Source organism: Streptomyces sp. NPDC088194, from assembly GCF_040702025.1.
Classification (GTDB): Bacteria; Actinomycetota; Actinomycetes; order Streptomycetales; family Streptomycetaceae; genus Actinacidiphila.
The window spans coordinates 24,977-47,473 of record NZ_JBFBIV010000070.1; the positions used below are offsets into that span (position 1 = coordinate 24,977).

21 protein-coding genes and 1 riboswitch are annotated in these 22,497 nt (G+C 73.2%); of the genes, 12 read left to right on the forward strand and 9 right to left on the reverse strand.

Annotated elements, in window-relative coordinates; translation table 11 throughout:
- Nucleotides 1–328 precede the first annotated feature (328 nt).
- The 9 genes from AB0399_RS29935 to AB0399_RS29975 all read left to right on the forward strand — a co-directional run bounded on the left by AB0399_RS29935 (nt 329) and on the right by AB0399_RS29975 (nt 7,276).
- Entirely contained in the window at nt 329–739 is a 411-nt protein-coding gene (locus AB0399_RS29935; protein ID WP_328466329.1) for a rodlin, read from the forward strand.
- 377 nt (nt 740–1,116) lie between these two features.
- Nucleotides 1,117–1,359 carry a chaplin gene (locus AB0399_RS29940; protein WP_329367273.1) on the forward strand — a complete coding sequence of 81 codons (243 nt, stop codon included), beginning with the start codon at nt 1,117–1,119 and terminating at the stop codon, nt 1,357–1,359.
- A 137-nt stretch (nt 1,360–1,496) separates the two neighbouring features.
- A complete protein-coding gene (locus AB0399_RS29945) occupies nt 1,497–1,976 on the forward strand; it encodes a chaplin (protein WP_329367274.1) in 480 nt (159 codons plus the stop codon).
- A gap of 353 nt (nt 1,977–2,329) precedes the next feature.
- The gene (locus tag AB0399_RS29950) at nt 2,330–2,548 is read left to right on the forward strand and encodes a hypothetical protein (protein WP_328466323.1); all 219 of its coding nucleotides are present in this window, start codon (nt 2,330–2,332) and stop codon (nt 2,546–2,548) included.
- A 160-nt stretch (nt 2,549–2,708) separates the two neighbouring features.
- On the forward strand, nt 2,709–3,119 hold the full coding sequence (locus AB0399_RS29955; RefSeq protein WP_366413477.1) for a rodlin: 411 nt from the start codon (nt 2,709–2,711) through the stop codon (nt 3,117–3,119).
- Nucleotides 3,120–3,272: 153 nt separating this feature from the next.
- A complete protein-coding gene (locus AB0399_RS29960) occupies nt 3,273–3,845 on the forward strand; it encodes a dihydrofolate reductase family protein (protein WP_366413478.1) in 573 nt (190 codons plus the stop codon).
- 178 nt (nt 3,846–4,023) lie between these two features.
- A complete protein-coding gene (gene cbiE / locus AB0399_RS29965) occupies nt 4,024–5,253 on the forward strand; it encodes a precorrin-6y C5,15-methyltransferase (decarboxylating) subunit CbiE (protein WP_366413485.1) in 1,230 nt (409 codons plus the stop codon).
- Nucleotides 5,250–5,993 carry a precorrin-4 C(11)-methyltransferase gene (gene cobM, locus AB0399_RS29970; protein WP_329367282.1) on the forward strand — a complete coding sequence of 248 codons (744 nt, stop codon included), beginning with the start codon at nt 5,250–5,252 and terminating at the stop codon, nt 5,991–5,993. The genes cbiE and cobM overlap by 4 nt, the downstream gene beginning before the upstream one ends.
- Before the next feature lie 422 nt (nt 5,994–6,415).
- Entirely contained in the window at nt 6,416–7,276 is an 861-nt protein-coding gene (locus tag AB0399_RS29975; protein ID WP_366413479.1) for an alpha/beta hydrolase, read from the forward strand.
- A 184-nt stretch (nt 7,277–7,460) separates the two neighbouring features.
- Here AB0399_RS29975 and AB0399_RS29980 read toward each other — a convergent pair whose 3' ends face one another.
- The 4 genes from AB0399_RS29980 to AB0399_RS29995 all read right to left on the reverse strand — a co-directional run bounded on the left by AB0399_RS29980 (nt 7,461) and on the right by AB0399_RS29995 (nt 9,325).
- Nucleotides 7,461–7,808, reverse strand: coding sequence for a hypothetical protein (locus tag AB0399_RS29980; RefSeq protein ID WP_329367286.1), 348 nt, complete (start codon nt 7,806–7,808; stop codon nt 7,461–7,463).
- 152 nt (nt 7,809–7,960) lie between these two features.
- A complete protein-coding gene (locus AB0399_RS29985; RefSeq protein WP_366413480.1) occupies nt 7,961–8,239 on the reverse strand; it encodes a hypothetical protein in 279 nt (92 codons plus the stop codon).
- A gap of 161 nt (nt 8,240–8,400) precedes the next feature.
- Entirely contained in the window at nt 8,401–8,676 is a 276-nt protein-coding gene (locus AB0399_RS29990; RefSeq protein WP_328466309.1) for a hypothetical protein, read from the reverse strand.
- A 298-nt stretch (nt 8,677–8,974) separates the two neighbouring features.
- Nucleotides 8,975–9,325: a hypothetical protein gene (locus AB0399_RS29995; protein WP_329367291.1), complete on the reverse strand. Its 351-nt coding sequence runs from the start codon at nt 9,323–9,325 to the stop codon at nt 8,975–8,977.
- A 1,122-nt stretch (nt 9,326–10,447) separates the two neighbouring features.
- On the opposite strand from AB0399_RS29995, the gene AB0399_RS30000 reads away from it, so the two are divergent.
- Nucleotides 10,448–11,191, forward strand: coding sequence for a cobalt-precorrin-6A reductase (locus AB0399_RS30000; RefSeq protein WP_366413481.1), 744 nt, complete (start codon nt 10,448–10,450; stop codon nt 11,189–11,191).
- A gap of 111 nt (nt 11,192–11,302) precedes the next feature.
- On the opposite strand, the gene AB0399_RS30005 is transcribed toward AB0399_RS30000, so the two are convergent.
- The 3 genes from AB0399_RS30005 to cobG are packed head-to-tail and all read right to left on the reverse strand — an operon-like array spanning nt 11,303 to nt 15,005.
- Nucleotides 11,303–12,895, reverse strand: a complete 1,593-nt coding sequence (locus AB0399_RS30005; RefSeq protein WP_366413482.1) for a precorrin-2 C(20)-methyltransferase — start codon at nt 12,893–12,895, stop codon at nt 11,303–11,305.
- The gene (locus AB0399_RS30010; RefSeq protein WP_328466302.1) at nt 12,892–13,554 is read right to left on the reverse strand and encodes a precorrin-8X methylmutase; all 663 of its coding nucleotides are present in this window, start codon (nt 13,552–13,554) and stop codon (nt 12,892–12,894) included. The genes AB0399_RS30005 and AB0399_RS30010 overlap by 4 nt, the downstream gene beginning before the upstream one ends.
- A 20-nt stretch (nt 13,555–13,574) precedes the next feature.
- Entirely contained in the window at nt 13,575–15,005 is a 1,431-nt protein-coding gene (gene cobG / locus AB0399_RS30015) for a precorrin-3B synthase (protein WP_366413483.1), read from the reverse strand.
- A 115-nt stretch (nt 15,006–15,120) separates the two neighbouring features.
- A riboswitch (cobalamin riboswitch) is annotated at nt 15,121–15,207 on the forward strand.
- A gap of 281 nt (nt 15,208–15,488) precedes the next feature.
- Here cobG and cobN point away from each other — a divergent pair.
- The gene (cobN, locus tag AB0399_RS30020; protein WP_366413486.1) at nt 15,489–19,226 is read left to right on the forward strand and encodes a cobaltochelatase subunit CobN; all 3,738 of its coding nucleotides are present in this window, start codon (nt 15,489–15,491) and stop codon (nt 19,224–19,226) included.
- A gap of 77 nt (nt 19,227–19,303) precedes the next feature.
- A complete protein-coding gene (locus AB0399_RS30025; protein WP_328474267.1) occupies nt 19,304–20,248 on the forward strand; it encodes a D-2-hydroxyacid dehydrogenase family protein in 945 nt (314 codons plus the stop codon).
- Between the two features lie 107 nt (nt 20,249–20,355).
- Here the strand turns inward: AB0399_RS30025 and AB0399_RS30030 are convergent, their stop codons facing one another.
- Complete coding sequence (locus tag AB0399_RS30030) at nt 20,356–21,561, reverse strand: S8 family peptidase (protein WP_366413484.1); 1,206 nt, start codon at nt 21,559–21,561, stop codon at nt 20,356–20,358.
- 289 nt (nt 21,562–21,850) lie between these two features.
- Complete coding sequence (locus tag AB0399_RS30035; protein WP_329367304.1) at nt 21,851–22,408, reverse strand: hypothetical protein; 558 nt, start codon at nt 22,406–22,408, stop codon at nt 21,851–21,853.
- Nucleotides 22,409–22,497: the final 89 nt, after the last annotated feature.

Sequence of the window (22,497 nt, forward strand, 5' to 3'; positions counted from 1 at the left end):
GCCGCGTGCACTCAACGAATGCGGTGCCTGTCAGGTAATCGCTCTGAATTCTCACAGCACGGTCGCAGACGACCCCGGGTAACGCGCGCAGGACGCGCGGCGCCGCCGGCAGTCGCTCTGAGCTGGCCGTTTCTTATGACCATCGGATTTCACCCACGCGACGAGGTGTCAGCGTCGGAGATCGGCAATCACCCTTGTGAGGGAATGCGTCCCGCATGGTGACCGGGGCTATCCGTTCGGGTGAAGGTTCATTACCAACCGGCTGTCGCGCTGTTGATCAGACTGGCCCTGGTACCGGGGCCACCCTCTCTTCCCAGAAGGACCTATCGTGATCAAGAAGATCCTCGCCACGGCCGCCGTCGCGGCCTCGCTCGCGGGTGTCTCCGCGACGGTCGCCCCCGGCGCGATGGCCATCGGCGACGACCACGGCACCACCACCGCCAACGGCAACGGCTCCGAGCAGAACTACGGCAACACCTACACCAGCGGTGTGATGAGCCCGTCGTTCGCGCTGATCCAGGGTTCGCTCAACAAGCCCTGCATCGCCCTGCCGGCCAAGGCGAACCTCGGCTCGCTCATCGGTGTCGTGCCGGTCAGCGTCCAGGACCTCAACGTGCTGACGTCGCCGCAGAACCAGCAGTGCACCGAGAACTCCACCCAGTCGCAGGGTGACGAGCCGCTCTCGCACATCCTGGACGGCCTGCCGATCCTGTCCGGCAACGGCGCGGCCAACCACTGATCCACTGATCGGCGCGCTTTCGCCGCCGACCGGATCGCGACCCGCTTACGACCGGTTCCCGACCGGCTCGCTCCGGCCTCGTTCGGTCGTGTACGGCCCCGGCCCCCGATGTCTCCGTCGGGCGGACCGGGGCCGTCGCCGTGCGGAAAAGGGAACGGCCCGGGCGGAATCGGGGCGGCGCGGGATTCCGGGATTTCGGCGAGTTACACCGCCCATTCGGGTGGATAGTGTGCCCCGGTGGCGATCGGGGAGTTTCCTCGACACCAGGACGCTCGTTGGTCCGGTCGGCAGCGGTGTGCTCGGGCGTGGAATTGCCCGGCGGGCCGTCACGAAAGCCGTGGCGGTGCACGACGCCGTTTCCGGAAAAGGAGTCCACCGTGAAGTACTCGAAGGTCGCAGCGGTCGCCGCCGGCACCCTGATGGCAGCCGGTGCCGCTGTCCCCGCGTTCGCCAGCGCCGGCGCCGGCGGCGTCGCCGCCGGCTCGCCGGGCGTGCTGTCGGGCAACGTCGTCCAGGTCCCGGTGCACGTGCCGGTCAACCTGTGCGGCAACACCGTCAACGTGATCGCGCTGCTGAACCCCTCGTTCGGCAACACGTGCGTCAACGCCGACAGCCACTGACGTCTGCCTGACGGGTCGTGACAGCGCCCTGATCAGGTACCGCCCCGGAGTGCGGCACGGATGATCGCTCCGGGGCGTCTGTCGGGGCCGCGGAAGAGCCGCGCGCCTCTGGAGTAGCAATGCGGAAAGAAGAGTCGATGCGACAGATCCTGAGCCGGAGCCTGCTCACCGTTGCTGCCGCGGGCAGTGTCCTGGCCGTGGCGGGAGGTGCTGCCCACGCCGATGCGGGCGGCGACAGCACCGCGGCCGGTTCGCCCGGCATCCTGTCGGGCAACTCGGTGGACGTCCCGGTGCACGCGCCCATCAACGCGTGCGGCAACACCGTGGACGCGGCCGGGCTGCTGAACCCGGCGTTCGGCAACTCCTGCCGCAACGACGAGTCCCCTGCGCCCACCACCCCCGCGCCCCAGGCGCCGCCGCGCACCGAGAAGGTCCCCCCCGTGTCCCCGGCCAAGCCTGTCGTGGTGCACCAGCGGCTGGCGGAGACCGGGCTGGACAACCGCGAACTCGGCATCGCGGGAGCGGCCGGAGCCGCTTTGCTCATGGGCGGAGCGCTGCTGTACCGACGCTCCCACGCGGCCTCGAATGCGGCGCGCGCCACGGCCCGAACGCGCTGAAACCGTTCCGGCGGCGTATCGAGGAATGCGCCCCGGAAAGGCGATTGACAGCAGGACCGCGCCGTTGTTCTGCACGTAAGGGTGATTGTCGGCCGATGCGGTGTGATTTCCGTTGCCTGCGGATCGGCGTGGTCGTTGTACACGGCGCCGGACTTCGGCATCCGACGGTGTCCCGCGGCACTCGCCCTCCCCAGGGCCGGGCCGTCGGCTCTCGGCTTAGGAAAGGGTGACAAGTGAAGTACTCAAAGGTTGCGGCGGCAGTGGCCGGATCGGTGATGGCGGCCGGAATGGCCGCACCCGCCTTTGCCGAGGGCGCCGGCGGCGCCCCCGTCTCTGTGGGCAACATGTCGACGATGCCCACGAGCATCAACGGCGGTGTCGACCAGGCGCTGAACGAGCAGCCGCTGCAGAAGATCGCCGACGCGACGCCCGTCGGCTCCGCCCTGCAGACGGCGCAGAACGGCACCGACATCGCGGGTTCCGCGCTGTCCGGGCTGGCCAAGGCCACCGGGGGGCTGCCCGCCGGTTCGCTGCTCGGCGGGCTGCCGACGAACGGCCTGCCGCTCGGCTGACGCCGCTCACTTGCCGCCTTCCCGACTTTCCCGTCCTTTCCGCCCGCCCGGCTTATCCCCCGTCGGAGTGAAAGGCCGGAACCAAACCTCGTTGGGGCAGTTGACCAGATTGCTCCAGACCTTCCAGAACAGTGCACCAAGCACCTAAAAAAGGACGAAAATGATCAAGAAGATGCTTGCCGGTGCTGCTCTCGCCGCGTCGGTCGCCGCCGTCGGTGCCGCCGCCGCCCCGCAGGCCATGGCCATCGGCAACGATGCGGGCACCACCACGGTGAACGGCAACGGCGCCGAGCAGGCGTACGGCAACACCCAGACCGGCGGCACCCAGAGCCCGCAGATCGGCCTGGTCCAGGGCACCCTGAACAAGCCCTGCCTCGGCGTGCCGGTGAAGGCCAACGTCGGCTCGCTGATCGGTGTCATCCCGGTCACCGTCCAGGACGTCAACGTGCTGACGTCGCCGCAGAACCAGCAGTGCACCGAGAACTCCACCCAGGCGCAGGGCGACGAGCCGCTCTCGCACGTGCTCAGCAACATCCCGGTGCTCTCCGGCAACGGTGTGGCCAACCACTGAGCCACCCCCGGCCGTTTCCCGGCCATCGGCCGGTGACGCTCGCCCCGCGAGCCGAACCGGCCCGCTCCACCCCGCACGGGCCGCCGGCCTTCCCCCCTCGCCGGCGGCCCGTCGGCATGCCCCGCTGTCAGTGCCCGCCGCTACGGTGAGGCGATGCCCAGGACGACGTACTTCACCGCGACGAGCATCGACGGCAGGATCGTGGACGAGGCAGGATCGCTCGACTGGCTCTTCACGGCCGACCACGGCGGGGAGGGCGGGGCCCGTTTCCCCGTGTTCTTCGAGGCGGTCGGCGCCTTCGCCCTCGGCGCCACCACCTACGAGTGGATGCTGGAGCACGAGGAGATGCTGCGGCAGCCCGAGAAGTGGCGCAGCTGGTACGGCGACACGCCCTGCTGGGTGTTCACCCACCGGGAGCTGCCGCCCGTGCCCGGCATCGACATCACCTTCGTGCGCGGCGACGTCCGGCCGGTCCACGACGCGATGGCCGCGGCCGCCGGCGACCGTACGATCTGGCTGGTCGGCGGCGGCGAGCTGGCGGGGCAGTTCGCCGACGCGGGAGTACTGGACGAGCTGGTGCTCGGCGTCGCACCGGTCATCCTGACCGGCGGCGCCCCGCTGCTGCCGCGCCGGCTGGAGTCGGACCGGCTCACCCTGACCTCGGTCGAGCAGTTCGGCCAGTTCGCCTACCTCACCTACGGCCTCGGGCCGGAGCCGAGGGCGTAGCCGCAGGCAGGACCGCGCGGGGCACCGCGGGCGGAGGCTCAGCTGCTCCTGGCGGCGGACCGTGGGGCCGCGGGCCCGGCGCACCCGGCGGGCCGGGGTCGGCGGCTGGTCGGTAAGGTCCTGCTGACCTGCCGCTTCCCCGACCCGAGGTGTCCGCGTGAGCTCCGACCCCACCCCGGTGACCGTCGTCGGCATCGGCGCCGACGGCTGGGACGGGCTGCCCGAGGCGTCCCGTGCCGCGCTGCGCGCCGCGCACACGCTGATCGGCGGCCCGCGCCAACTCGACCTGCTGCCACCGGAGTGCGCCGGGCAGCGGGTGCCGTGGCCCTCGCCGCTGCGGCCCGCCGTGCCCGCGCTGCTCGCCGCGCACGACGGCCGCGCGATCGCCGTGCTGGCCAGCGGCGACCCGTTCTTCCACGGCATCGGCCGGGCCCTGGCCGAGGTGCTCGGCCCGGAAGCGCTGCGGGTGCTGCCGCACCCCTCGTCGGTCTCCTACGCCTGCGCCCGGCTCGGCTGGCCGGTCGAGGACACCGCCGTGGTCACGCTCGTCGGCCGCCCGGCGGCGGCCCTGGCCGCCGCGTTGCACCACGGCCGTCGGCTGATCGTGCTCAGCGCGGGCGCCGCCACCCCCGGCGAGGTCGCCGCGCTGCTGCGCGACCGCGGCTTCGGGCCCAGCCGGCTGCGGGTGCTGGAGCAACTGGGCGGTGCCCGCGAGCGCGTCGCGGCCGACGGCACCGCCGACGGCTGGCCGCACGCACCCGGCGACCCGCTCAACGTCGTCGCCGTCGAGTGCCGGCGCGCCCCGGACGCGCGGCGGCTCGGCGCGGTGCCCGGGCTGCCGGACGAGAGCTACGACCACGACGGGCAGCTCACCAAGCGCCATGTCCGCGCCGTCACGCTGGCCGCGCTCGCCCCCGCGCCCGGCGAACTGCTCTGGGACGTCGGCGGCGGCTCCGGCTCGATCGCGATCGAGTGGATGCGTACGCACCCCTCCTGCCGCGCGGTCGGTGTCGAGCGCGATCCGGTACGGGCCGCCCGGATCACCGCCAACGCCGCACGGCTCGGGGTGCCCGCGCTGCGGGTCGTCACCGGCGCCGCACCCGCCGCACTGGCCGAACTCCCCTCTCCCGACGCGGTCTTCGTCGGCGGCGGCCTCACCGCGCCCGGCCTCCTCGACGCCTGCTGGGACGCGCTCCCCGCGGGGGGCCGGCTCGTGGCCAACACCGTCACCCTGGAGTCCGAGGCGCTGCTCGCCGCCCACTACCGCCGCCGCGGCGGCGACCTCGTACGGCTCTCGGTCGCCCACGCCGCACCCGTCGGCGCCTTCACCGGCTGGCGTCAGGCGATGCCGGTCACCCAGTGGTCGGTGGTCAAGCCGGCCGATCCAGCAGAAGCGGAAGACGAATGACCGTCTACTTCATCGGCGCCGGGCCCGGCGCCGCCGACCTCATCACGGTGCGCGGTGCGCGGCTGCTCGCCTCGTGCGAGGTCTGCCTGTACGCCGGGAGCCTGGTGCCGCGCGAGTTGCTCGCCGACTGCCCGGCCGGGGCCGAACTCGTCGACACCGCGCGGATGGATCTCGACGGGATCACCGAGGCGCTGGTGCGGGCGCACCGCGACGGCCACGACGTGGCGCGGCTGCACTCCGGGGACCCGTCGGTGTTCAGCGCGGTGGCCGAGCAGATGCGCCGGCTCGACGCGGCCGGGGTGCCGTACGAAGTGGTGCCCGGGGTGCCCGCGTTCGCCGCGGCCGCTGCCGCGCTCAAGCGGGAGTTGACGGTGCCGGCGGTCGGGCAGACGGTGATCCTCACGAGGGTGGCGCAGCGGGCCACGCCCATGCCGCCCGGTGAGGACCTGCCGACCCTCGCCCGCAGCGGCGCCCTGCTCGTCCTGCACCTCGCCGCCGGCTACGTCGACCGTGTCGTCGCCGAGTTGACGCCGCACTACGGTGCTCAGTGCCCGGCCGCAGTCGTGGCATTCGCCAGCCGCCCCGACGAGGTGGTGCTGCGCGGCACCCTCGGCAGCATCGCGGAACAGGTCCACGACGCGGAAATCCGCCGGACCGCCGTCATCATCGTAGGCCGCACTTTGGCAGCCGAGTCCTTCCTCGACAGCCACCTCTACTCCACGGCTCGCGTGCGCGACTGAGCAGCGGGCGAGGTCGGCCGACCGCGCGGCCGGCGAGGTCAGCCGCCCCCGCTGGCCGAAGCGGATTGCCGCGGCGGCCAGTTCGACGCGTCGGGCGCTGGGGGAATTGTTCGACGGTGATCGGCGGCGATCCCGAGTTGCCCCACCTCGTAAAAGACTCCCGATTGCCGACCGTCCGGGAAATGGCCGAGTACGGGACGGGAAAAAGTCCGGATCGCATGGGCGGGTTCCGACACGCCCACCGTGGGTGAGATTGGGCTCTCCATGCTCCAAAGGGTGGATCATGGTGTTCGGTTCCCCATTCTTCGCGCGCGCTCGGAGACATTATGCGCTCTGACATCAGCACGTCACAGGACACATCTGTGCCGGTTCCCCGCCCTGACTCCGGGGCACCTGCCCAAGCGCAGTCGGAGGAAAGGACGTTGGTCTTCGAGGGATTTGCGTATCACTGCCGCATTGTTCGTCAGGACAACCCCCGGACGGAACCGCTGGTGCTGCTGGGCGGTTCGGCGCAGAACCGCTTCGCGTGGCTGCGGCACCAGAAGTGGCTGGCCGAATGCAGTACGATCATCACCGTGGACCTGCCCGGTTACGGCAGTGCGGATTTCCTCCCCGCCAGCTACGGGATGGACTTCCTTGCCGACTGTGTGCACCACATGACGCAGGAACTGGGCATTCACCGGGCGAATGTCATCGGCAGCTGTTTCGGCGGGGCCATCGCTCTGCGATACGCGCAGCACTACTCCGACCGCTTGGTGAAGTTGGGCTTGGTCGGGATGACCACCGCCATCCCGGCGCACTACTCCTCCGCTGTCCCGCGGTGGGCGCGCATGCTCGAACTCGGCGACCGGGCGCAGATCGCCTCCGAACTGGTGGAGCAGTTCATGTCTCCTCCCGGAACCGGTGTGGTCTACAAGCACCAGGCGGTCTCGCGGTTGCTCTACGGGCAGTTCATGGCGCAGTCCGAGGATGACATCAACAAGTCGGTGGAGCACAACGCGCGGCTGATGACCCACGACTGGTACCGGGACGAGCCGGTTCCCGCCGTGCCGATCCTGGTGTGCACCGGTGAGTACGACACGCTCTGCACACCGGCGATGGGCCGTGCAGTCGCCGCGGCCCTTCCGCGGGCCGCTTTCACCACCATCAAATACGCCGACCATCTGGCGCCGGTCGAGCGGATCTCGGAGTTCTCCGACCTGATCACCAGGTTCTGCACCGACCAGCAACTCACCGGTCTTTCGTACACCAACCCGATCGAGTGGCTGGGCAGGACCACGTGACCGTGTTCCGGCCCGCGGTCTGAGGCGCACGCGAAGCGGAGCGCGCGCCGAGGCCGCCGGGGTGCACGACAGATGGCCGGGCCCGGGGACGATCCGGGTCCGGCCATCTGTCGACGGGGACGCAGTGGACGGGGTTCGGCCCGCCGCGCCTCATCCGTGGGGGCGGCGAGTGCCCGCCACGGCACTAGCGTGAGATGTCAGGTGCTTTGAATCCCTCGGGTGCCGGCGCGTGGTTGGAGCAGTCGACGACCGCCCCGATCTGCGTCGTCCCCGGCTGCCCCACCGCGACTTGCGGTGTCTGGGGCTCCTGACGCGACACGTTGGTGCAGTCCTGCTGCTGCTGCAGGTGGTAGGTGCCGTCTTTGCTGGTGTACGTGTTCTCGGATTTGGTGACGCAGGTGTCGTTCCCCTGAGCGTCACGCGTGCAGTTGGTGGACGGCCCCGCGGCAACGGCATGGCCGATACCCACGCAAGCCAACGAGAGGCCACCCACGAGCACGGAGAGGGCCGCGCTCTTCGTGTGTTTGAACATGTGCCGTGTTCCTTCGTGGTCGGTGTCACACTCGGACCAGCACCGGTGTCCGGTCTCAACTGATCTCCGTGAGGATGGGCCCCGGCGCCCGAGAGGCCGGGGTTCGGCCGTGGATTCCGGGACCCATCTGGTACCTACTGGGCTGGTCTGGCTCAGAAGGCGCTGTTGCTGCAGCCCATGCTCGAGCCGAGCTGGGAGCTCTGGGCGCCCGGGTTGCCTTCGCCGCCCAGGGCGTTGCCCAGGGCGCCGTTGAGGATGCCGACCTCGCCGAGGACGTCGAGGTTCAGGTCGTGCGACTTACACGAGGTGCTCTGCTGCACGTTGAACTTGTTTCCGCCGGGGTTGTCGGACGCGGCGGCGGTGCCGATGCCGACGAGGCCGAAGCTGCCGAGCATGGCGGCCACGGCGACCGCCTTGTAGATCTTGTGCATGTCATGCTCCATGTTTTGGGTCAGGCACGGTTGACGATGCGCGGTGCGATGGCGCTGTCATGGGCCCCATGCGCACCGGTACTTCTGAAGGGGCGCATGAAAGCGGCGGGCCGTGATGGTGGGGCCCGCCGCGTCCATGGGTTCAGCTACTCCGACAGCGCTCAGAAAGCGCTGTTGTTGCAGCCCATGGTCGAGCCGAGGCTGGTGGCCTGGGCGCCCGGGTTGCCCTCGCCGTTCAGCGCGTTGCCCAGCAGGCCGTTGAGGACGCCGACCTCGCCGAGGACGTCGAGGTTCAGGTCGTGCGACTTGCACGAGGTGCTCTGCGACACCTGGTACTCGCTGCCACCGTGGTCGCCGGCAAAGGCGGCGCCGGCGCCGGCGAAGCCGATGGTGCCGAGCACGGCGGCCACGACGGCTGCCTTCTGGATCATGCGCATGTCTGTTCCTTCGTGTGGTTGATCGGATACTCTCCGTGACCGACTCACGGTGTGATGAAGATAAGCACTGGATGCCGTGAGCCGTGAGAGGCACGTGAGGTGGCCAACCGGTTCTTCGGGGGCCATTCGGTCGAAGCGGAGTGCCCAACACCGTTCGCAGTGAGGGGAGTTGGGCCTCAGTGGTCGCTTGAGTGACGCGCCGCCCGGAACAACCTGATCGGCTCAGCCCGCAGGGTGTTCAGACTCGAAGGGCCGTCGCCTGGAGAGCGCAACGGAGACGGTCCCGTGGGTCCGTTCCCTACTTGTTGAAGGCGTTGTTCACCTGGGTGCAGGTGTCGCCCTGGGTCTTGGAGTCGCCCAGGAGGGCGATCGGGATGTTCGCCTGGAGCACCGTCTGCGGGCTGCACTCCTGGTACGGACGGAAGAGGTTGTTCTGCTCCTGCGGCGCCTCCTGGGGGGCGGCCTGCGGGGCTCCGAGGGGCAGGGCCTGCGGGAGCGTGACGGTCGGCGACAGCTGGGGGGCGACCTGGGGGGAGACCTGCGTCCCTTGCGGGGCCGGCGCGCTCTGGGGAGCTTGCTGGCTCTGGGGGGCCTGCTGCACGCCCTGGGGAGCCTGCTGGCCCTGCGCCTGCTGCGGGGCCTGCTGCATGCCGCCTTGGGGGGCCTGCTGGGCCTGCGTCTCTTGCGGGGTTTGCTGACCCTGCGTCCCTTGGGGAGGCAGTTGGCCCTGCGTGTCGGCGAAACTGACGCCCGCGCCAATGGCGGAAAGGCTGCCGACTGCCATGGCGACGACTGCCAGTTGCTGGAGTTTGCGCATATCCCTGATCCTTCAATTGACGCACGGGGTCGATTACCTACCGTGACTGCGTGAAGGCTAGCAGTAGCCGCCGATTCGGTCGGCCAGCCCGATCAACCGGGCGGTCCTCGTTCACAACTGCGCGGCGCAGGTGAGAGAGCCGGGCGGCGAGTTCACGCCTGCGCCGAATCCGACGGCGCGCATCTGCGGGGCCGGTGCCGGGAGCGATGTGCCAGGTTCGGCGGCCCGGTGGCGCATCGGCGGCACTGGTTGACCCGATCGCGATTCCACCGCCGACGGCACGCCCGCTAACGGGGTCTTTCGCTTCTCTGCGCTTCACTCGTTCGTGTCATGCGGCGCGGGCGGATCGTCACCGGGTGTCCTTTGTCGGTGTCAGGGGTGCGAATTCCGGTACCGGGCCCGGGGGTTCGCTCGCCGAGGTGTTCGACAACTGAACTGCGTTCGCCCGCAACCCCGTTGACCTGCGGCGCGCCGTCCGGTAGCCGTGGCAGGGAGGGTCGGGAGCCGTGGCGGCAGGCCGGTTCTGGACGGTTCTGGACGGTCGTTCGGCTGAGTTCGATGTTGTCGTCACCAAGGTCGACCAGTTCCGTCGACAGGGTGGGCATGGGCGTTATGCGCTTTCCCGGACCGGGGTGGTGATCGACCGGCTCGACGGCAAATCGGAGGGCGCCTTCCTGCCCGGCTTTGGAAGCTCAGTAGGCGCTTCGCGGAGATTTCCGGAGATTCTCCGGCCGGCGGCCTGCCATCTTCACCAGCCGCCCGTTCGACTCGGCGACCGACCGGAACGAGCGGAATGGCGTGAGCAGTTACCGGAATTCCCGCCCGTGCGCGGTCGGCACCGGGAGCACCTGCCGGCGGGTGGGCCGTCGACCGTCAGGGCGGGGTGGGCCGGGAGGAATGTTTCACGTGGAACGTACGATGCGGGGTCGAGGGGCTGGTGGGAAGGGGTGCGGTGTGCGGCATGTGCTGGTTCTCGGGGGGACCGCTGAGGCGAGGGAACTCGCGGGGGTGCTGGTCGCGATGGGCACCGTGCGGGTGACGTCGTCGCTGGCCGGGCGGGTGGCGGCCCCCCGCCTACCGCAGGGAGCCGTGAGGATCGGCGGGTTCGGCGGGACCGAGGGGATGACGAGGTGGCTGCGCGACCATTCCGTGGACGCGCTGGTGGATGCCACGCACCCGTTCGCCGAGACGATCAGCGCGCACGCGGCGGAGGCCGCCGCACACACGGGGGTGCCGCTGCTGGCGCTGCGCCGACCCGGGTGGACACCCGGCCCCGGCGACCGCTGGCATCCGGCGGCCTCCCTCGCGCAGGCCGCCGAGATGCTGCCCGGCATCGCCTCCAGGGTGTTCCTGACCACCGGACGCACCGGGCTCGCCGCGTTCGCCGGGCTGGACGACCTGTGGTTCCTGGTGCGGTCGGTGGACCCGCCGGAAGGGGCGGTGCCGCGCCGGATGGAGGTGCTGCTGGACCGGGGGCCGTACACGGTGGAGGGGGAGCGGGCGGTGCTGCGGGAGCACCGGATCGGGGTGGTGGTGACGAAGGACAGCGGGGGTGCGGCCACGGCCGCGAAGCTGGTGGCCGCGCGGGAGGCGGGGTTGCCGGTGGTGGTGGTGCGCCGGCCGCGGGGGGTGGCGGGGGTGGAGGTCGCGGAGGACGTGGAGCGGGCGGCGCGGTGGGTGCGGGAGCGGATGGGCTGAGCGCACGGCGGCGGGAGGGGGGTGCGGGGGCGGAGGGGCTGAGGGCGCGGTGGCGGGAGGAGGGTGCGGGGGCGGATGGGCTGAGGGCACGGTGGCGGGAGGGGGGTGCGATCAGCTCCGGGGGTAGGTGCGCGGTGTCCAGACCACCTGCTCGCCGTCGCCGCGCACCACGGTCCTGGTCTGGGTGGAGCCGACGATGAGCAGGGTGCGCATGTCGACCTCCGCGGGTTCCAGATCGGCGAGGCGGACGATCCGGACCTGCTCGCCCGGGCCGCCGACGTCACGGGCGACCACCACGGGGGTGTCGGGAGAGCGGTGCTCCAGCAGGAGTTCGCGTGCCTTGGCCACCTGCCAGGTCCGGCTCTTCGACCCCGGGTTGTACAGCGCGAGCACCAGGTCGGCGGAAGCGGCCGCGCGCAGCCGCTCGGCGATGACCTCCCACGGCTTGAGCCGGTCGGACAGGGAGACCGCCGCGTAGTCGTGGCCGAGCGGGGCACCGACCCGCGCGGCGGCGGCGTTCGCCGCGGTCACGCCGGGCAGCACCCGTATCGGCACGTCCCGGTACGGCGGTTGCGACGCGGCCTCCACCACGGCGGTGGCCATCGCGAACACCCCCGGGTCGCCGCCGGACACCACGGCCACCCGCCGCCCCCTGCGGGCGAGTTCCAGCGCGAACTGGGCGCGCTCGGCCTCCACCCGGTTGTCGCTGCCGTGCCGCAGCTGTCCGGCCCTGACCGGCACCCGGTCCAGGTAGGTGGTGTAGCCGACCAGGTCGTCCGCCGCGGCCAGCGCGCCGCGCGTCTCGGGGGTCAGCCACAGCGGCCCGGCCGGCCCGGTGCCGACGACCACGACATGCCCGACGCCTTCGGCCGCCGCCTCCTCGGCCCGCTCCTGCCGGGGCGCCGCCGCGCCGCCCCGGCTCGGCAGCACCGCCATCGCGAAGTACGGCACCGACTCCGGGTCCACCTCGGCCAGTTCCGCGATCCGCTCGCCCGCCATCGTGGCCCGCTCGACGTAGCGCGCCTCCGCCAGCCGCCCCGACCGCTCCAGCGCCCGCCGCACCGCCGGGAACGTACGGCCCAGTTTCAGCACCACCGCGGTGTCCGCCGCCGCCAGCCGCGCGGCCAGCTCCTCCTCGGGCAGCGTGCCGGGCAGTACCGTCAGCGACTCCTCGCCCTCCACCAGCGGCGCCCCCAGCCGTGCGGCCGCGCCCGCCATCGACGTCACCCCGGGCACGACCTCCGTCGGGTACCGCCCGGCCAGCCGCTTGTGCATGTGCATGTACGACCCGAAGAAGAGCGGGTCGCCCTCCGCCAGCACCGCGACGCTGCGCCCCGCGTCCAGGTGCGCCGCCAGCCGCGCCGCCGCCTGCTCGTAGAACTCCTCCATCGCGCCCTGGTAGCCGCCGGGATGGTCGGTCGTCTCCGTCGTCACCGGGTAGACCAGTTGCTCCTCGATCTGCCCGTCGCGCAGGTGCGCCGCCGCTATCCCCCGGGCGATCGACCGGCCGTGCCGCGCGCTGTGGTACGCCACGACGTCGGCCGCCGCGATCACCTCCACGGCCCGCAGGGTCATCAACTTCGGGTCGCCGGGCCCGAGACCGACCCCGTACAGCCGCCCCACGCCGGAACCGGCACCGCTGCCGGCAGCGGTCGGGCCCTCGGGGGCGGTGGCGTCGTGCTCCGCGGAAAGGCGGCTGCTCATTCTTCCTCGCTCGCGATCGCGTTGAGTGCGGCTGCCGCGATGGCGCTGCCGCCGCGCCTGCCGTGGACGACCAGGTGGTCGAGGGCCGACGGGTGGGTGGTCAGGGCCTGCTTGGACTCGGCGGCACCGACGAAGCCGACCGGGACGCCGATGACGGCGGCCGGCCGCGGGGCGCCGTCGGCGACGAGTTCGAGCAGCCGGAACAGCGCGGTGGGCGCGTTGCCGATGGCGACGACGGCGCCGTCGAGCCGGTCCCGCCACAACTCCAGCGCCGCCGCGGTGCGGGTGGTGCCGAGTTCGGCGGCGAGCGCGGGCACCGACGGGTCGCCGAGCGTGCAGATCACCTCGTTGTCCGCGGGCAGCCGCTTGCGGGTCACCCCGCTGGCGACCATCGCCGCGTCGCACAGCACGGGCGCCCCCGCCCGCAGCGCCGCCCGGGCCCGGGCCACCACGCCGGGGCTGTACGCGAGGTCGGCCACCAGGTCGACCATCCCGCAGGCGTGGATCATCCGCACCGCGACCTGGCTGACGTCCGCGGGCAGCCCGCCGAGGTCCGCCTCGGCGCGGATCGTGGCGAAGGAGCGGCGGTAGATGGCCGCGCCGTCCTTCTCGTACTCGTACGCGTACGGGTTCGCGGAGCCCGGGGGGACCGGGGGCACAGGAGGCACGGTGGTCTCGCTCATTCGATCGGCGCGCCGCGGCGCGCGGCCGCCACGGTGGCGGCGAGGTCGGAGGGTCGGGGGTGGGCGCCGCGTGGCGGGGCGCCGGTACGGAAGAGGTCCACACGGTAGCCGCCGGAGGTGGCGACGACGTCGACGCGGTCGCCGGTGCGGGGGCGGCCGCAGCCGCGGGAGCAGCCGGACCAGTGGACGGGGAGGGGGCGGGCGGGGGTGGGGGCGTCCCCGGGTTCCCCGCTCCCGGGGGCGGGGCGGGCGGGCTCGCTGTCCCCGGGGGCCGGGTGGACGAAGGCCGCCGCGTCCGCGCGTACGTCGGCGAGCGACTTCGCGCATCCGGGCCGCCCGGCGCACGCGCTCACGCCGACCCACGGGGAGGCGGTGTCCGTCACCAGTCCGGCCGCCGCGAGGGCGGCCAGCTCCTCCTGGGCGCGGTCGGCGGGCACCCCGGGGACGACGGCGCCGCGCCACGGGGTGAGCCGCAGGTGCGCGGCCGGGGTGCGGGCGGCAAGCGCGGTCAGGGCACGCCACTGGGTGGGGGTGAGGCGGCCGAGGGGAGCGAGGACGGAGAGGGCGAGGGGGCCGCCGGGGGTGGCCGGGTGCGGGATCGGGCCGAGTGCGGGGGAGGCGGAGGGCGGGGTCGGCTCGGTGGCCGGAGGCGCGGGAAGGCGGTCGGCGAGGGCGGCGGTGAGGGCCGCGCCGCGGTCGGGCAGGTCGGCCACCCGCCACGCGGTGGGCTCGCCGCCGTCGGGCGCGGCCGACGTGACGAACGCCTCCGCGGCGAGCAGTGCGGCCCGGGGCGCGTCGGCGGCGGGAAGGCGGAGGGCCGGGTTGCGGCCGACCCGCAGCAGCGCGGTCCCGTCCGGTGCCGCGCGCAGCGTCACGTCGGGGGCCAGGGCCGCGACGTCGCCGCGCCCGTCGTCGAGGGCGAAGAGGAACCGCCCGGACAGCGCCGCGGCCGTCCCGCTGCCGCACAGCAGCCCGTCGAGCGCCCGCAGCCACTCCCCGACGTCCAGGTGCCCCCGCCCGTCGAGGCCCGACAGCGGCGAGGCCACGATGTTCCGTACCCGCTCGTGTGCCGCCGACGGCAGCAGCCCGGCCGCGCCGAGCAGTTGGGCCATGTCCGCCCCGCAGGCCGCGCCCAGGCCGCGCAGTTGGACGTTGCCGCGCGAAGTGAGATGGACATCACCGTCGCCGAACCGCCGCGCCGCCTCGCCCAACCGCTCCGCCTGCGCCGCGGTGAGCACTCCGCCGGGGATGCGGACACGGGCCAGCGCGCCGTCGTCCGCCGGGTGCAGCCGCAGCGTCCCCGGGCAGGCGTCCGCCCGGTTCCGCGGCTGTCCGGCACCCTCGCGCACCTGCGCGTTTCCGTCCGCCGGACATGCCTCGGCGGCCGGCCGGGGCGGCCGGCGGGGCTGGTCGGGGGCGGTGGACATGGCGGCGAGCATACCGACCGTGCCACAAATCGGATGAACTGCTGAACGGCTATGGCGCTTACTATGCTCCCCGTGCGGACCTTCCGGTTCGCCATCGCCGCAGACGGCGACAGGGGAGGAAGCCCGGTGCGAATCCGGCGCGGTCCCGCCACTGTGAACTTGACCACCGGGTGCCTCCGGCGGTCGAGCGAGCCAGGAACTCCCGCCGTCCGACACTGCCCGGGGCGCGGACACCCCGAGGAAGGGTTTGCCGTGACCGTTACGGGTCCTCCCGAGTTGCCCCGTTCTGCCGGTTCCAGGACCACCTCTCCGGCGAGCGAGGGGCCGCCCCTTGCCGACGCGTCTTCGTCCGCGGGTGCGCCTGGGCTGGTCGCTCCGCTCTCCCCCAGCGCTTCGCCTGGGAGGGACCCCCACACGCCCCTTGAGGGTGACCGTGCTTCCGCGGATGCGGCGGCACACCACCAGGGGCACCGCGAAAGCGTTCTGCTGCTGAGTACTTCCGACACCGATCTGCTGAGCGCGCGGGCGGCGGGCGGGCCGGTGCCGTATCGCTTCGCGAACCCGACCCGCCTCGCCCTGGACGACCTGCCGGGGCTGCTGGAGGGCGCCGGCCTGGTCGTCGTACGCCTGCTCGGCGGCCTGCGGGCGTGGCAGGAGGGGCTGGACGCGCTGCTGGCCACCGGCCTCCCCGTGGTCGTCCTGAGCGGTGAACAGGCCCCGGACGCCCAGCTGATGGCGGCCTCCACCGTGCCGGTCGGCCTCGCCGCCGAGGCGCACGCGTACCTCGCGCACGGCGGCCCCGCCAACCTGGAGCAGCTCGCCCGCTTCCTGTCCGACACGGTGCTGCTCACCGGCCACGGCTTCGACCCGCCCGCGCCCGCGCCCTCCTGGGGCCCGCTGGAGCGCACGGCCGCCGAGACGCCCGCCCAGGCCCCCGCCGTCGCCGTGCTCTACTACCGCGCCCACCACATGAGCGGGAACACCGCCTTCGTCGCGGCCCTGTGCGACGCGATCGAGGCGGGCGGCGGCCGCGCGCTGCCGTACTTCGTCGCCTCCCTGCGCACCCCCGAGCCCGAACTCGTCGCCGAACTGGCCGCCGCCGACGTGATCGTCACCACCGTGCTCGCGGCCGGCGGCACCCGTCCCGCCGAGGCGTCCGCGGGCGGCGACGACGACGCGTGGGACGCGGGCGCGCTCACCGGCCTGGACGTGCCGGTGCTCCAGGCACTCTGCCTGACCGGCTCGCGCGCCGCCTGGCTGGCGAGCGACGAGGGCGTCTCGCCGCTGGACGCGGCCACCCAGATCGCGGTGCCGGAGTTCGACGGGCGGCTGATCACCGTCCCGTTCTCGTTCAAGGAGGTCGACGCCGACGGCCTGCCCGCGTACGTCGCCGACCCCGAACGCGCCGCCCGGGTGGCCGGTATCGCCGTACGGCACGCCCGGCTGCGCCACATACCCGCCGCCGACAAGCGCATCGCCCTGGTGCTCTCCGCCTACCCGACCAAGCACTCCCGCATCGGCAACGCGGTCGGCCTCGACACCCCCGCCAGCGCGATGGTCCTGCTGCGCCGGCTGCGCGAGGAGGGCTACGACTTCGGCCCCGACCCGGTCCCGGGTCTGGACACCGGCCTGGACACCGGCCTGGACACCGGCCTGGACACCGGGCCGGCACCGGCGAACGCCCCCGACCGCACCCCCGGCGACCCGCACCCTGGCGACGACCTGGAACGTACGCCCGACCCCGCCCCCCACTCCGGCGACGCCCTCATCCGCGCGCTCATCGACGCCGGCGGCCACGACCAGGACTGGCTCACCGAGGAGCAGCTGGCCCGCAACCCGGTACGGGTCCCCGCCGCCGACTACCGCCGCTGGTACGCCACCTTGCCGCAGGAGCTGCGCGCCGCGGTGGAGCGGCACTGGGGCCCGCCGCCCGGCGAGCTCTTCGTGGACCGCAGCCGCAACCCCGAGGGCGACATCGTGCTCGCCGCGCTCCGGCACGGGAACCTGCTGATCCTCATCCAGCCGCCGCGCGGCTTCGGCGAGAACCCGATCGCGATCTACCACGACCCCGACCTGCCGCCCTCGCACCACTACCTGGCGGCGTACCACTGGATCGCCGCCCCGGCCGCGGACGGCGGGTTCGGCGCCGACGCGATGATCCACCTCGGCAAGCACGGCAACCTGGAGTGGCTGCCCGGCAAGAACGCCGGGCTCTCCGCCGCCTGCGGCCCGGACGCGGTGCTCGGCGACCTGCCGCTGATCTACCCGTTCCTGGTCAACGACCCGGGCGAGGGCACCCAGGCCAAGCGCCGCGCGCACGCCACCCTCATCGACCACCTCGTGCCGCCGATGGCCCGCGCCGACTCCTACGGCGACATCGCCCGCCTCGAACAACTGATGGACGAGCACGCCCAGATCGCCGCGATGGACCCGGCGAAGCTGCCCGCCATCCGCGCCCAGATCTGGACCCTGATCCAGGCCGCCCGCCTCGACCACGACCTCGGCCTGGCCGACCGCCCCGACGACGAGGGCTTCGACGACTTCCTGCTGCACGTCGACGGCTGGCTCTGCGAGATCAAGGACGCCCAGATCCGCGACGGCCTGCACGTCCTCGGCCAGGCCCCGGCCGGCACCGACCGGGTCAACCTGGTGCTGGCGATCCTGCGGGCCCGGCAGATCTGGGGCGGTACCGCGGCCCTGCCCGGGCTGCGCGAGGCCCTCGGCCTCGACGAGTCCGCCGCCACCCGCACCGCCGCCGACGCCGTCGAGGAGCGCGCCCGCGCCCTGGTCCAGGCGATGGAGGACGCCGGCTGGGACCCGGCCGCCGTGCCCGCGGCCACCGCCGGGTACGGCGAGCAGGCCGCCGCCGTCATGGAGTTCGCCGCCCGCGAGGTGGCGCCCCGGCTCGCCGCGACCACCGACGAACTCGACCGCACCGTGCACGCCCTGGCCGGCGGCTTCGTGCCCGCCGGGCCGTCCGGCTCGCCGCTGCGCGGCCTGGTCAACGTGCTGCCCACCGGCCGCAACTTCTACTCCGTGGACCCCAAGGCGGTGCCCTCCCGGCTCGCCTGGGAGACCGGACAGGCCCTCGCCGACTCCCTGCTGACCCGCTACCGCACCGACAACGGCGACTGGCCCGCCTCCGTCGGGCTGTCCCTGTGGGGCACCTCCGCGATGCGCACCGCGGGCGACGACATCGCCGAGGCGCTCGCCCTGCTCGGCATCCGCCCGGTGTGGGACGACGCCTCCCGCCGCGTCACCGGCCTGGAGCCCGTGCCGCTGGACGAACTCGGCCGCCCCCGGATCGACGTCACCCTGCGCATCTCGGGCTTCTTCCGGGACGCCTTCCCGCACACCGTCGCCCTGCTGGACGACGCGGTCCGGCTGGCCGCCTCCCTCGACGAGCCCGACGACCGCAACCACGTCCGCGCCCACACCCGCGCCGACCTCGCCGAACACGGCGACGAGCGGCGCGCCACCACCCGCATCTTCGGCTCCCGGCCGGGCACGTACGGCGCCGGGCTGCTCCAGCTCATCGACTCCCGCGACTGGCGCACCGACGCCGACCTCGCCGAGGTCTACACCGTGTGGGGCGGGTACGCCTACGGCCGGGGCCTGGACGGCCGGGCGGCCCGCGGCGAGATGGAGACCGCCTACCGCCGGATCGCCGTCGCCGCGAAGAACACCGACACCCGCGAGCACGACATCGCCGACTCCGACGACTACTTCCAGTACCACGGCGGCATGGTCGCCGCGGTCCGGGCGCTGCGCGGCACCGCCCCCGAGGCGTACATCGGCGACTCCACCCGCCCCGAGACCGTCCGCACCCGCACCCTGGTCGAGGAGACCTCCCGGGTCTTCCGCGCCCGCGTGGTCAACCCGCGCTGGATCGAGGCGATGCGCCGGCACGGCTACAAGGGCGCCTTCGAACTCGCCGCCACCGTCGACTACCTGTTCGGCTACGACGCGACCACCGGCGTCGTCGCCGACTGGATGTACGACAAGATCACCGAGGCGTACGTCCTCGACCCCGCCAACCGCGCCTTCCTCCAGGACGCCAACCCCTGGGCCCTGCACGGCATCGCCGAACGCCTGCTGGAGGCCGAGTCCCGCGGCATGTGGGCCGAGCCCGACCCCGCGGTGCTCGCCGAACTGCGCCAGGTCTACCTGGACACCGAGGGCGACCTCGAAGGCGGCGACGCGGAGGACAGCGCGGGGTAGGCCCCAGGGAGCGCGGTCGTAGGATCGCCGCAGCCAGGAGACCCCAGGAGACCCACCCAGGAGGAGCCGCCGTGCCGATGCGTGTCGCCGTACTGGACGACTACCAGCAGGTCGCCGAGTCGCTGGCCGACTGGTCCGGGCGGCTGCCCGGGGCCGAGACGGTCTTCTTCCCCGGGCACCTCGCCGACCGTGACGAACTGGTCGCCGCCCTGGAGCCGTTCGACGTGGTGGTGGCGATGCGCGAGCGCACCGCCTTCCCGCGCGAGGTGCTGCGGCGGCTGCCCCGGCTGCGGCTGCTGGTCACCACCGGCATGCGCAACGCGGCCGTCGACGTGGCCGCTGCCGCCGAGTTCGGCGTGCTGGTCAGCGGCACCCGCACCCATCCGACCGGCACCGCCGAGCTGACCTGGGCGATGATCCTCGGCCTGGTCCGCCAGGTCGCCGCCGACGACGCCGCGATCCGGGCCGGCGGCTGGCAGCAGCGGATCGCGCCGGACCTGGCGGGCGACGTGCTGGGCGTCGTCGGCCTCGGCCGGCTGGGCGCCCAAGTGGCCGCGGTGGGAGCCGCCTTCGGGATGGACGTGGTCGCCTGGAGCCCGAACCTCACCGCGGAGCGCGCGGCCGAGAGCGGCGCCCGGCTGGTCGCGAAGGACGAGCTGTTCGCCACCGCGAAGGTCGTCACCGTGCACATGGTGCTCGCCGACGGCACCCGCGGCCTCGTCGGCGACGCCGAACTCGGCGCCATGCGCCCGGACGCCTACCTCGTCAACACCTCGCGGTTCGGGCTGATCGACGAGGACGCGCTGCGCCGGGCCCTCGCCACGGACCGCCCGGCCGGCGTCGGCCTGGACGTCTACGACACCGAGCCGCTGCCCGACGGCCACTGGCTGCGTGCGGCGCCCCGCACCCTGCTCTCCCCGCACATGGGCTACGTGACCGACACGACGTACCGGATCTTCTACACCGACGCCGTCGAGGACATCGAGGCGTGGCGGGCGGGCGCGCCCGTACGGACCCTCTGATCAGGAAGGGCTCTCGGACCTTCGGATCTTCGGACCTTCGGATCTTCAAGCCGTACGGGCGCGCCGCCGTCGTACCCGGTCTTCCACCGGGTCCTACCGGGTGGTGCTCACAGGCCGCCGGTGAACAGCAGCCGGTTCGGGGAGTCGTGCTCGACCGTCAGCACGCCTTGGGTGCTGCTGTCGACCAGCGCGGCCTTGACCTGCTCGGCGGTCGCCGACGGGTGCTCGGTCTTGTAGAGCAGCGCGGCGCCGGCCACGTGCGGGCTGGCCATCGACGTGCCGCTCTTGGCGACGCTGCCGCCGCCGAGCTTCGCCGAGATGATGTCCTGGCCGGGCGCGAAGAGCGCCACGCAGGTGCCGTAGTTGCTGAAGCCGGTCTCGTCGTCGCCGCGGTCGGTGGCGCCCACCGCCAGTGCCTGGCCGGCGCTCGCCGGGGAGGCCCCGCAGGTGTCTTTGGTGTCGTTGCCGGCCGCGACCACCGGCAGCACCCCGCTGTCGGCCAGCGCGTCCACGGCCGAGTTGACCGCCGGGGAGTAGTCGCCGCCGAGCGAGGCGTTGAGCACCGCGGGCTGCTGGGCGTTCTTCGCCACCCAGTCGAACCCGGCGATCACCTCGGCGTCACTGCCGTTGCCCTTGCAGTCCAGCACGCGCACGCTCACCAGTGTCGCCTTGGGCGCGACGCCGAACGTGGCGCCGCCGACGGTGCCCGCGACATGCGTGCCGTGGCCGTGGCAGTCCTGGCCGTCCTGGCCGTCGCCGACCGCGTCGAACCCGGGCACCGCCCGGCCGCCGAACTCGCTGTGCCCGAAGTCGATCCCGGTGTCCATGATGTACGCGGTGCCGCCGGCGCCGGTCCCGACGGTGCTGAACTCGTCGTCCAGCGGCAGGTTGTGCTGGTCGATCCGGTCCAGGCCCCAACTGGTGGCCGTGGCCCGGCTGTGCGGCCCGCTGATCGTGAGGTCGGAGCCGGTGATCCGGCCGTTCTGCTCGACTGCCGTGACACCCGGGGTGTCGCGCACGGTGTCGAGCTGGGAGGCGGTCAGCGCGGCGGCGAAGCCGTGCAGCACCTTGTCGTAGCTGAACAGCGGCCTGATGCCCAGGGTGCGGACCTCGCCGGTGAGGTTCACGCCCTGGTCGAGGGTCACGATGTACTGGCCGGGCACCGCGTCGCCGGTGGCGGCGATCAGCGGGGCGGGGGTGGGCCTGGCCGGCCCCGGCAGCGGCGCCGCCGACGCGGCGGACGCGGCGGACGGCAGGACGGCCAGGGGTGCGAGGAGGAGGGCGGCGGACAGGCCGCGCGCGAACAGGCGCATTCGGTCTCCGTGGAGTGGGGGGATTCGGTGGGGGAACCGCAGGGGCCACGAGGGCCACGGCGGCTACCGGGATACGGAGCTTCGGAGCTGCTGGATTGCTGAGCGACTGAGTTGCTGAGTTGCCGAGCTGCTGGGCTTCTGGAGCGGCGCGAACGTCCACACGCGGAACGAGAGCGCGTCCGGCGGGCGCCACCACCACCCACCACCATCCGCCGCGACCGAGGCCGCCTCCCACCCCGACACACCTGCCGCGCTTCCGCGTCAGCCGATCGGGCGCCACGACCGCCCGTCAGGGCATGCCCGCGGCCGACAGCAGCTCGCGGGCGCCGGCCGTGTCGATCGACTCGGCCAGTTCGCGCAGCGCGCTGCGGTCGGGGAGCAGCCCGGCGGCGTGGGCGCGCCGGGCGCCGCGGTCGAGCTCGTGCCACAGGAACGGGTTGGCGAGCAGCACCCGCACCTCCACCGACACCCGCCCGCCGAACGCGTCGCGCAGCACCACCCGGCGGTCTATCTCCCCCAGGAACCGCGCCGACACCAGGTAGTCCGTGTGCACGCGCCGCCTGCGCACCAGCCCGCGCACCTCCAGCCAGCCGTCGCCCGCCGTGGTGCGCGCCGGCAGCAGGATCGCGAACAGCGCCGTCGAGAGCGCCCCGCACGCCGCGAGCCGCAGCATGTCCAGCGTGCCGTCCCACCCGTCCATCACCAGCGCCACGGCCAGCACCGTCGCGGCCGCGCCGTACGCGCTCCACCGCCGCCCGGCCCAGGCGCGATCGGCCGCGACCGCGGGGCCGTCCGCTCCGCCGATCCGCGCCCGGGGTACCGCGCCGGAGCGCTCACCGTGTCCCATGCCCCAGACGCTAGGTTTCGGCCGGGCTCGCGCGCCCTTCCTTGACGCCCCCCTGACGCCCGGCGCGCCCTTCCTGGCACCCCCTTTAC

Coding starts and splice junctions, on each gene's coding strand:
- AB0399_RS29990 (WP_328466309.1), bottom strand. CDS start 8,676: ATGCGCATGATCCAGAAGGCAGCCGTCGTGGCCGCCGTGCTCGGCACC.
- cobG (WP_366413483.1), bottom strand. CDS start 15,005: ATGTCCACCGCCCCCGACCAGCCCCGCCGGCCGCCCCGGCCGGCCGCC.
- AB0399_RS29950 (WP_328466323.1), top strand. CDS start 2,330: ATGCCCACGAGCATCAACGGCGGTGTCGACCAGGCGCTGAACGAGCAG.
- AB0399_RS29960 (WP_366413478.1), top strand. CDS start 3,273: ATGCCCAGGACGACGTACTTCACCGCGACGAGCATCGACGGCAGGATC.
- AB0399_RS29985 (WP_366413480.1), bottom strand. CDS start 8,239: ATGCACAAGATCTACAAGGCGGTCGCCGTGGCCGCCATGCTCGGCAGC.
- AB0399_RS30030 (WP_366413484.1), bottom strand. CDS start 21,561: ATGCGCCTGTTCGCGCGCGGCCTGTCCGCCGCCCTCCTCCTCGCACCC.
- AB0399_RS29980 (WP_329367286.1), bottom strand. CDS start 7,808: ATGTTCAAACACACGAAGAGCGCGGCCCTCTCCGTGCTCGTGGGTGGC.
- AB0399_RS30025 (WP_328474267.1), top strand. CDS start 19,304: ATGCGTGTCGCCGTACTGGACGACTACCAGCAGGTCGCCGAGTCGCTG.
- AB0399_RS30035 (WP_329367304.1), bottom strand. CDS start 22,408: ATGGGACACGGTGAGCGCTCCGGCGCGGTACCCCGGGCGCGGATCGGC.
- AB0399_RS30005 (WP_366413482.1), bottom strand. CDS start 12,895: ATGAGCAGCCGCCTTTCCGCGGAGCACGACGCCACCGCCCCCGAGGGC.
- AB0399_RS29945 (WP_329367274.1), top strand. CDS start 1,497: ATGCGACAGATCCTGAGCCGGAGCCTGCTCACCGTTGCTGCCGCGGGC.
- cobM (WP_329367282.1), top strand. CDS start 5,250: ATGACCGTCTACTTCATCGGCGCCGGGCCCGGCGCCGCCGACCTCATC.
- AB0399_RS29955 (WP_366413477.1), top strand. CDS start 2,709: ATGATCAAGAAGATGCTTGCCGGTGCTGCTCTCGCCGCGTCGGTCGCC.
- AB0399_RS29995 (WP_329367291.1), bottom strand. CDS start 9,325: ATGCAGCAGGCCCCGCAGCAGGCGCAGGGCCAGCAGGCTCCCCAGGGC.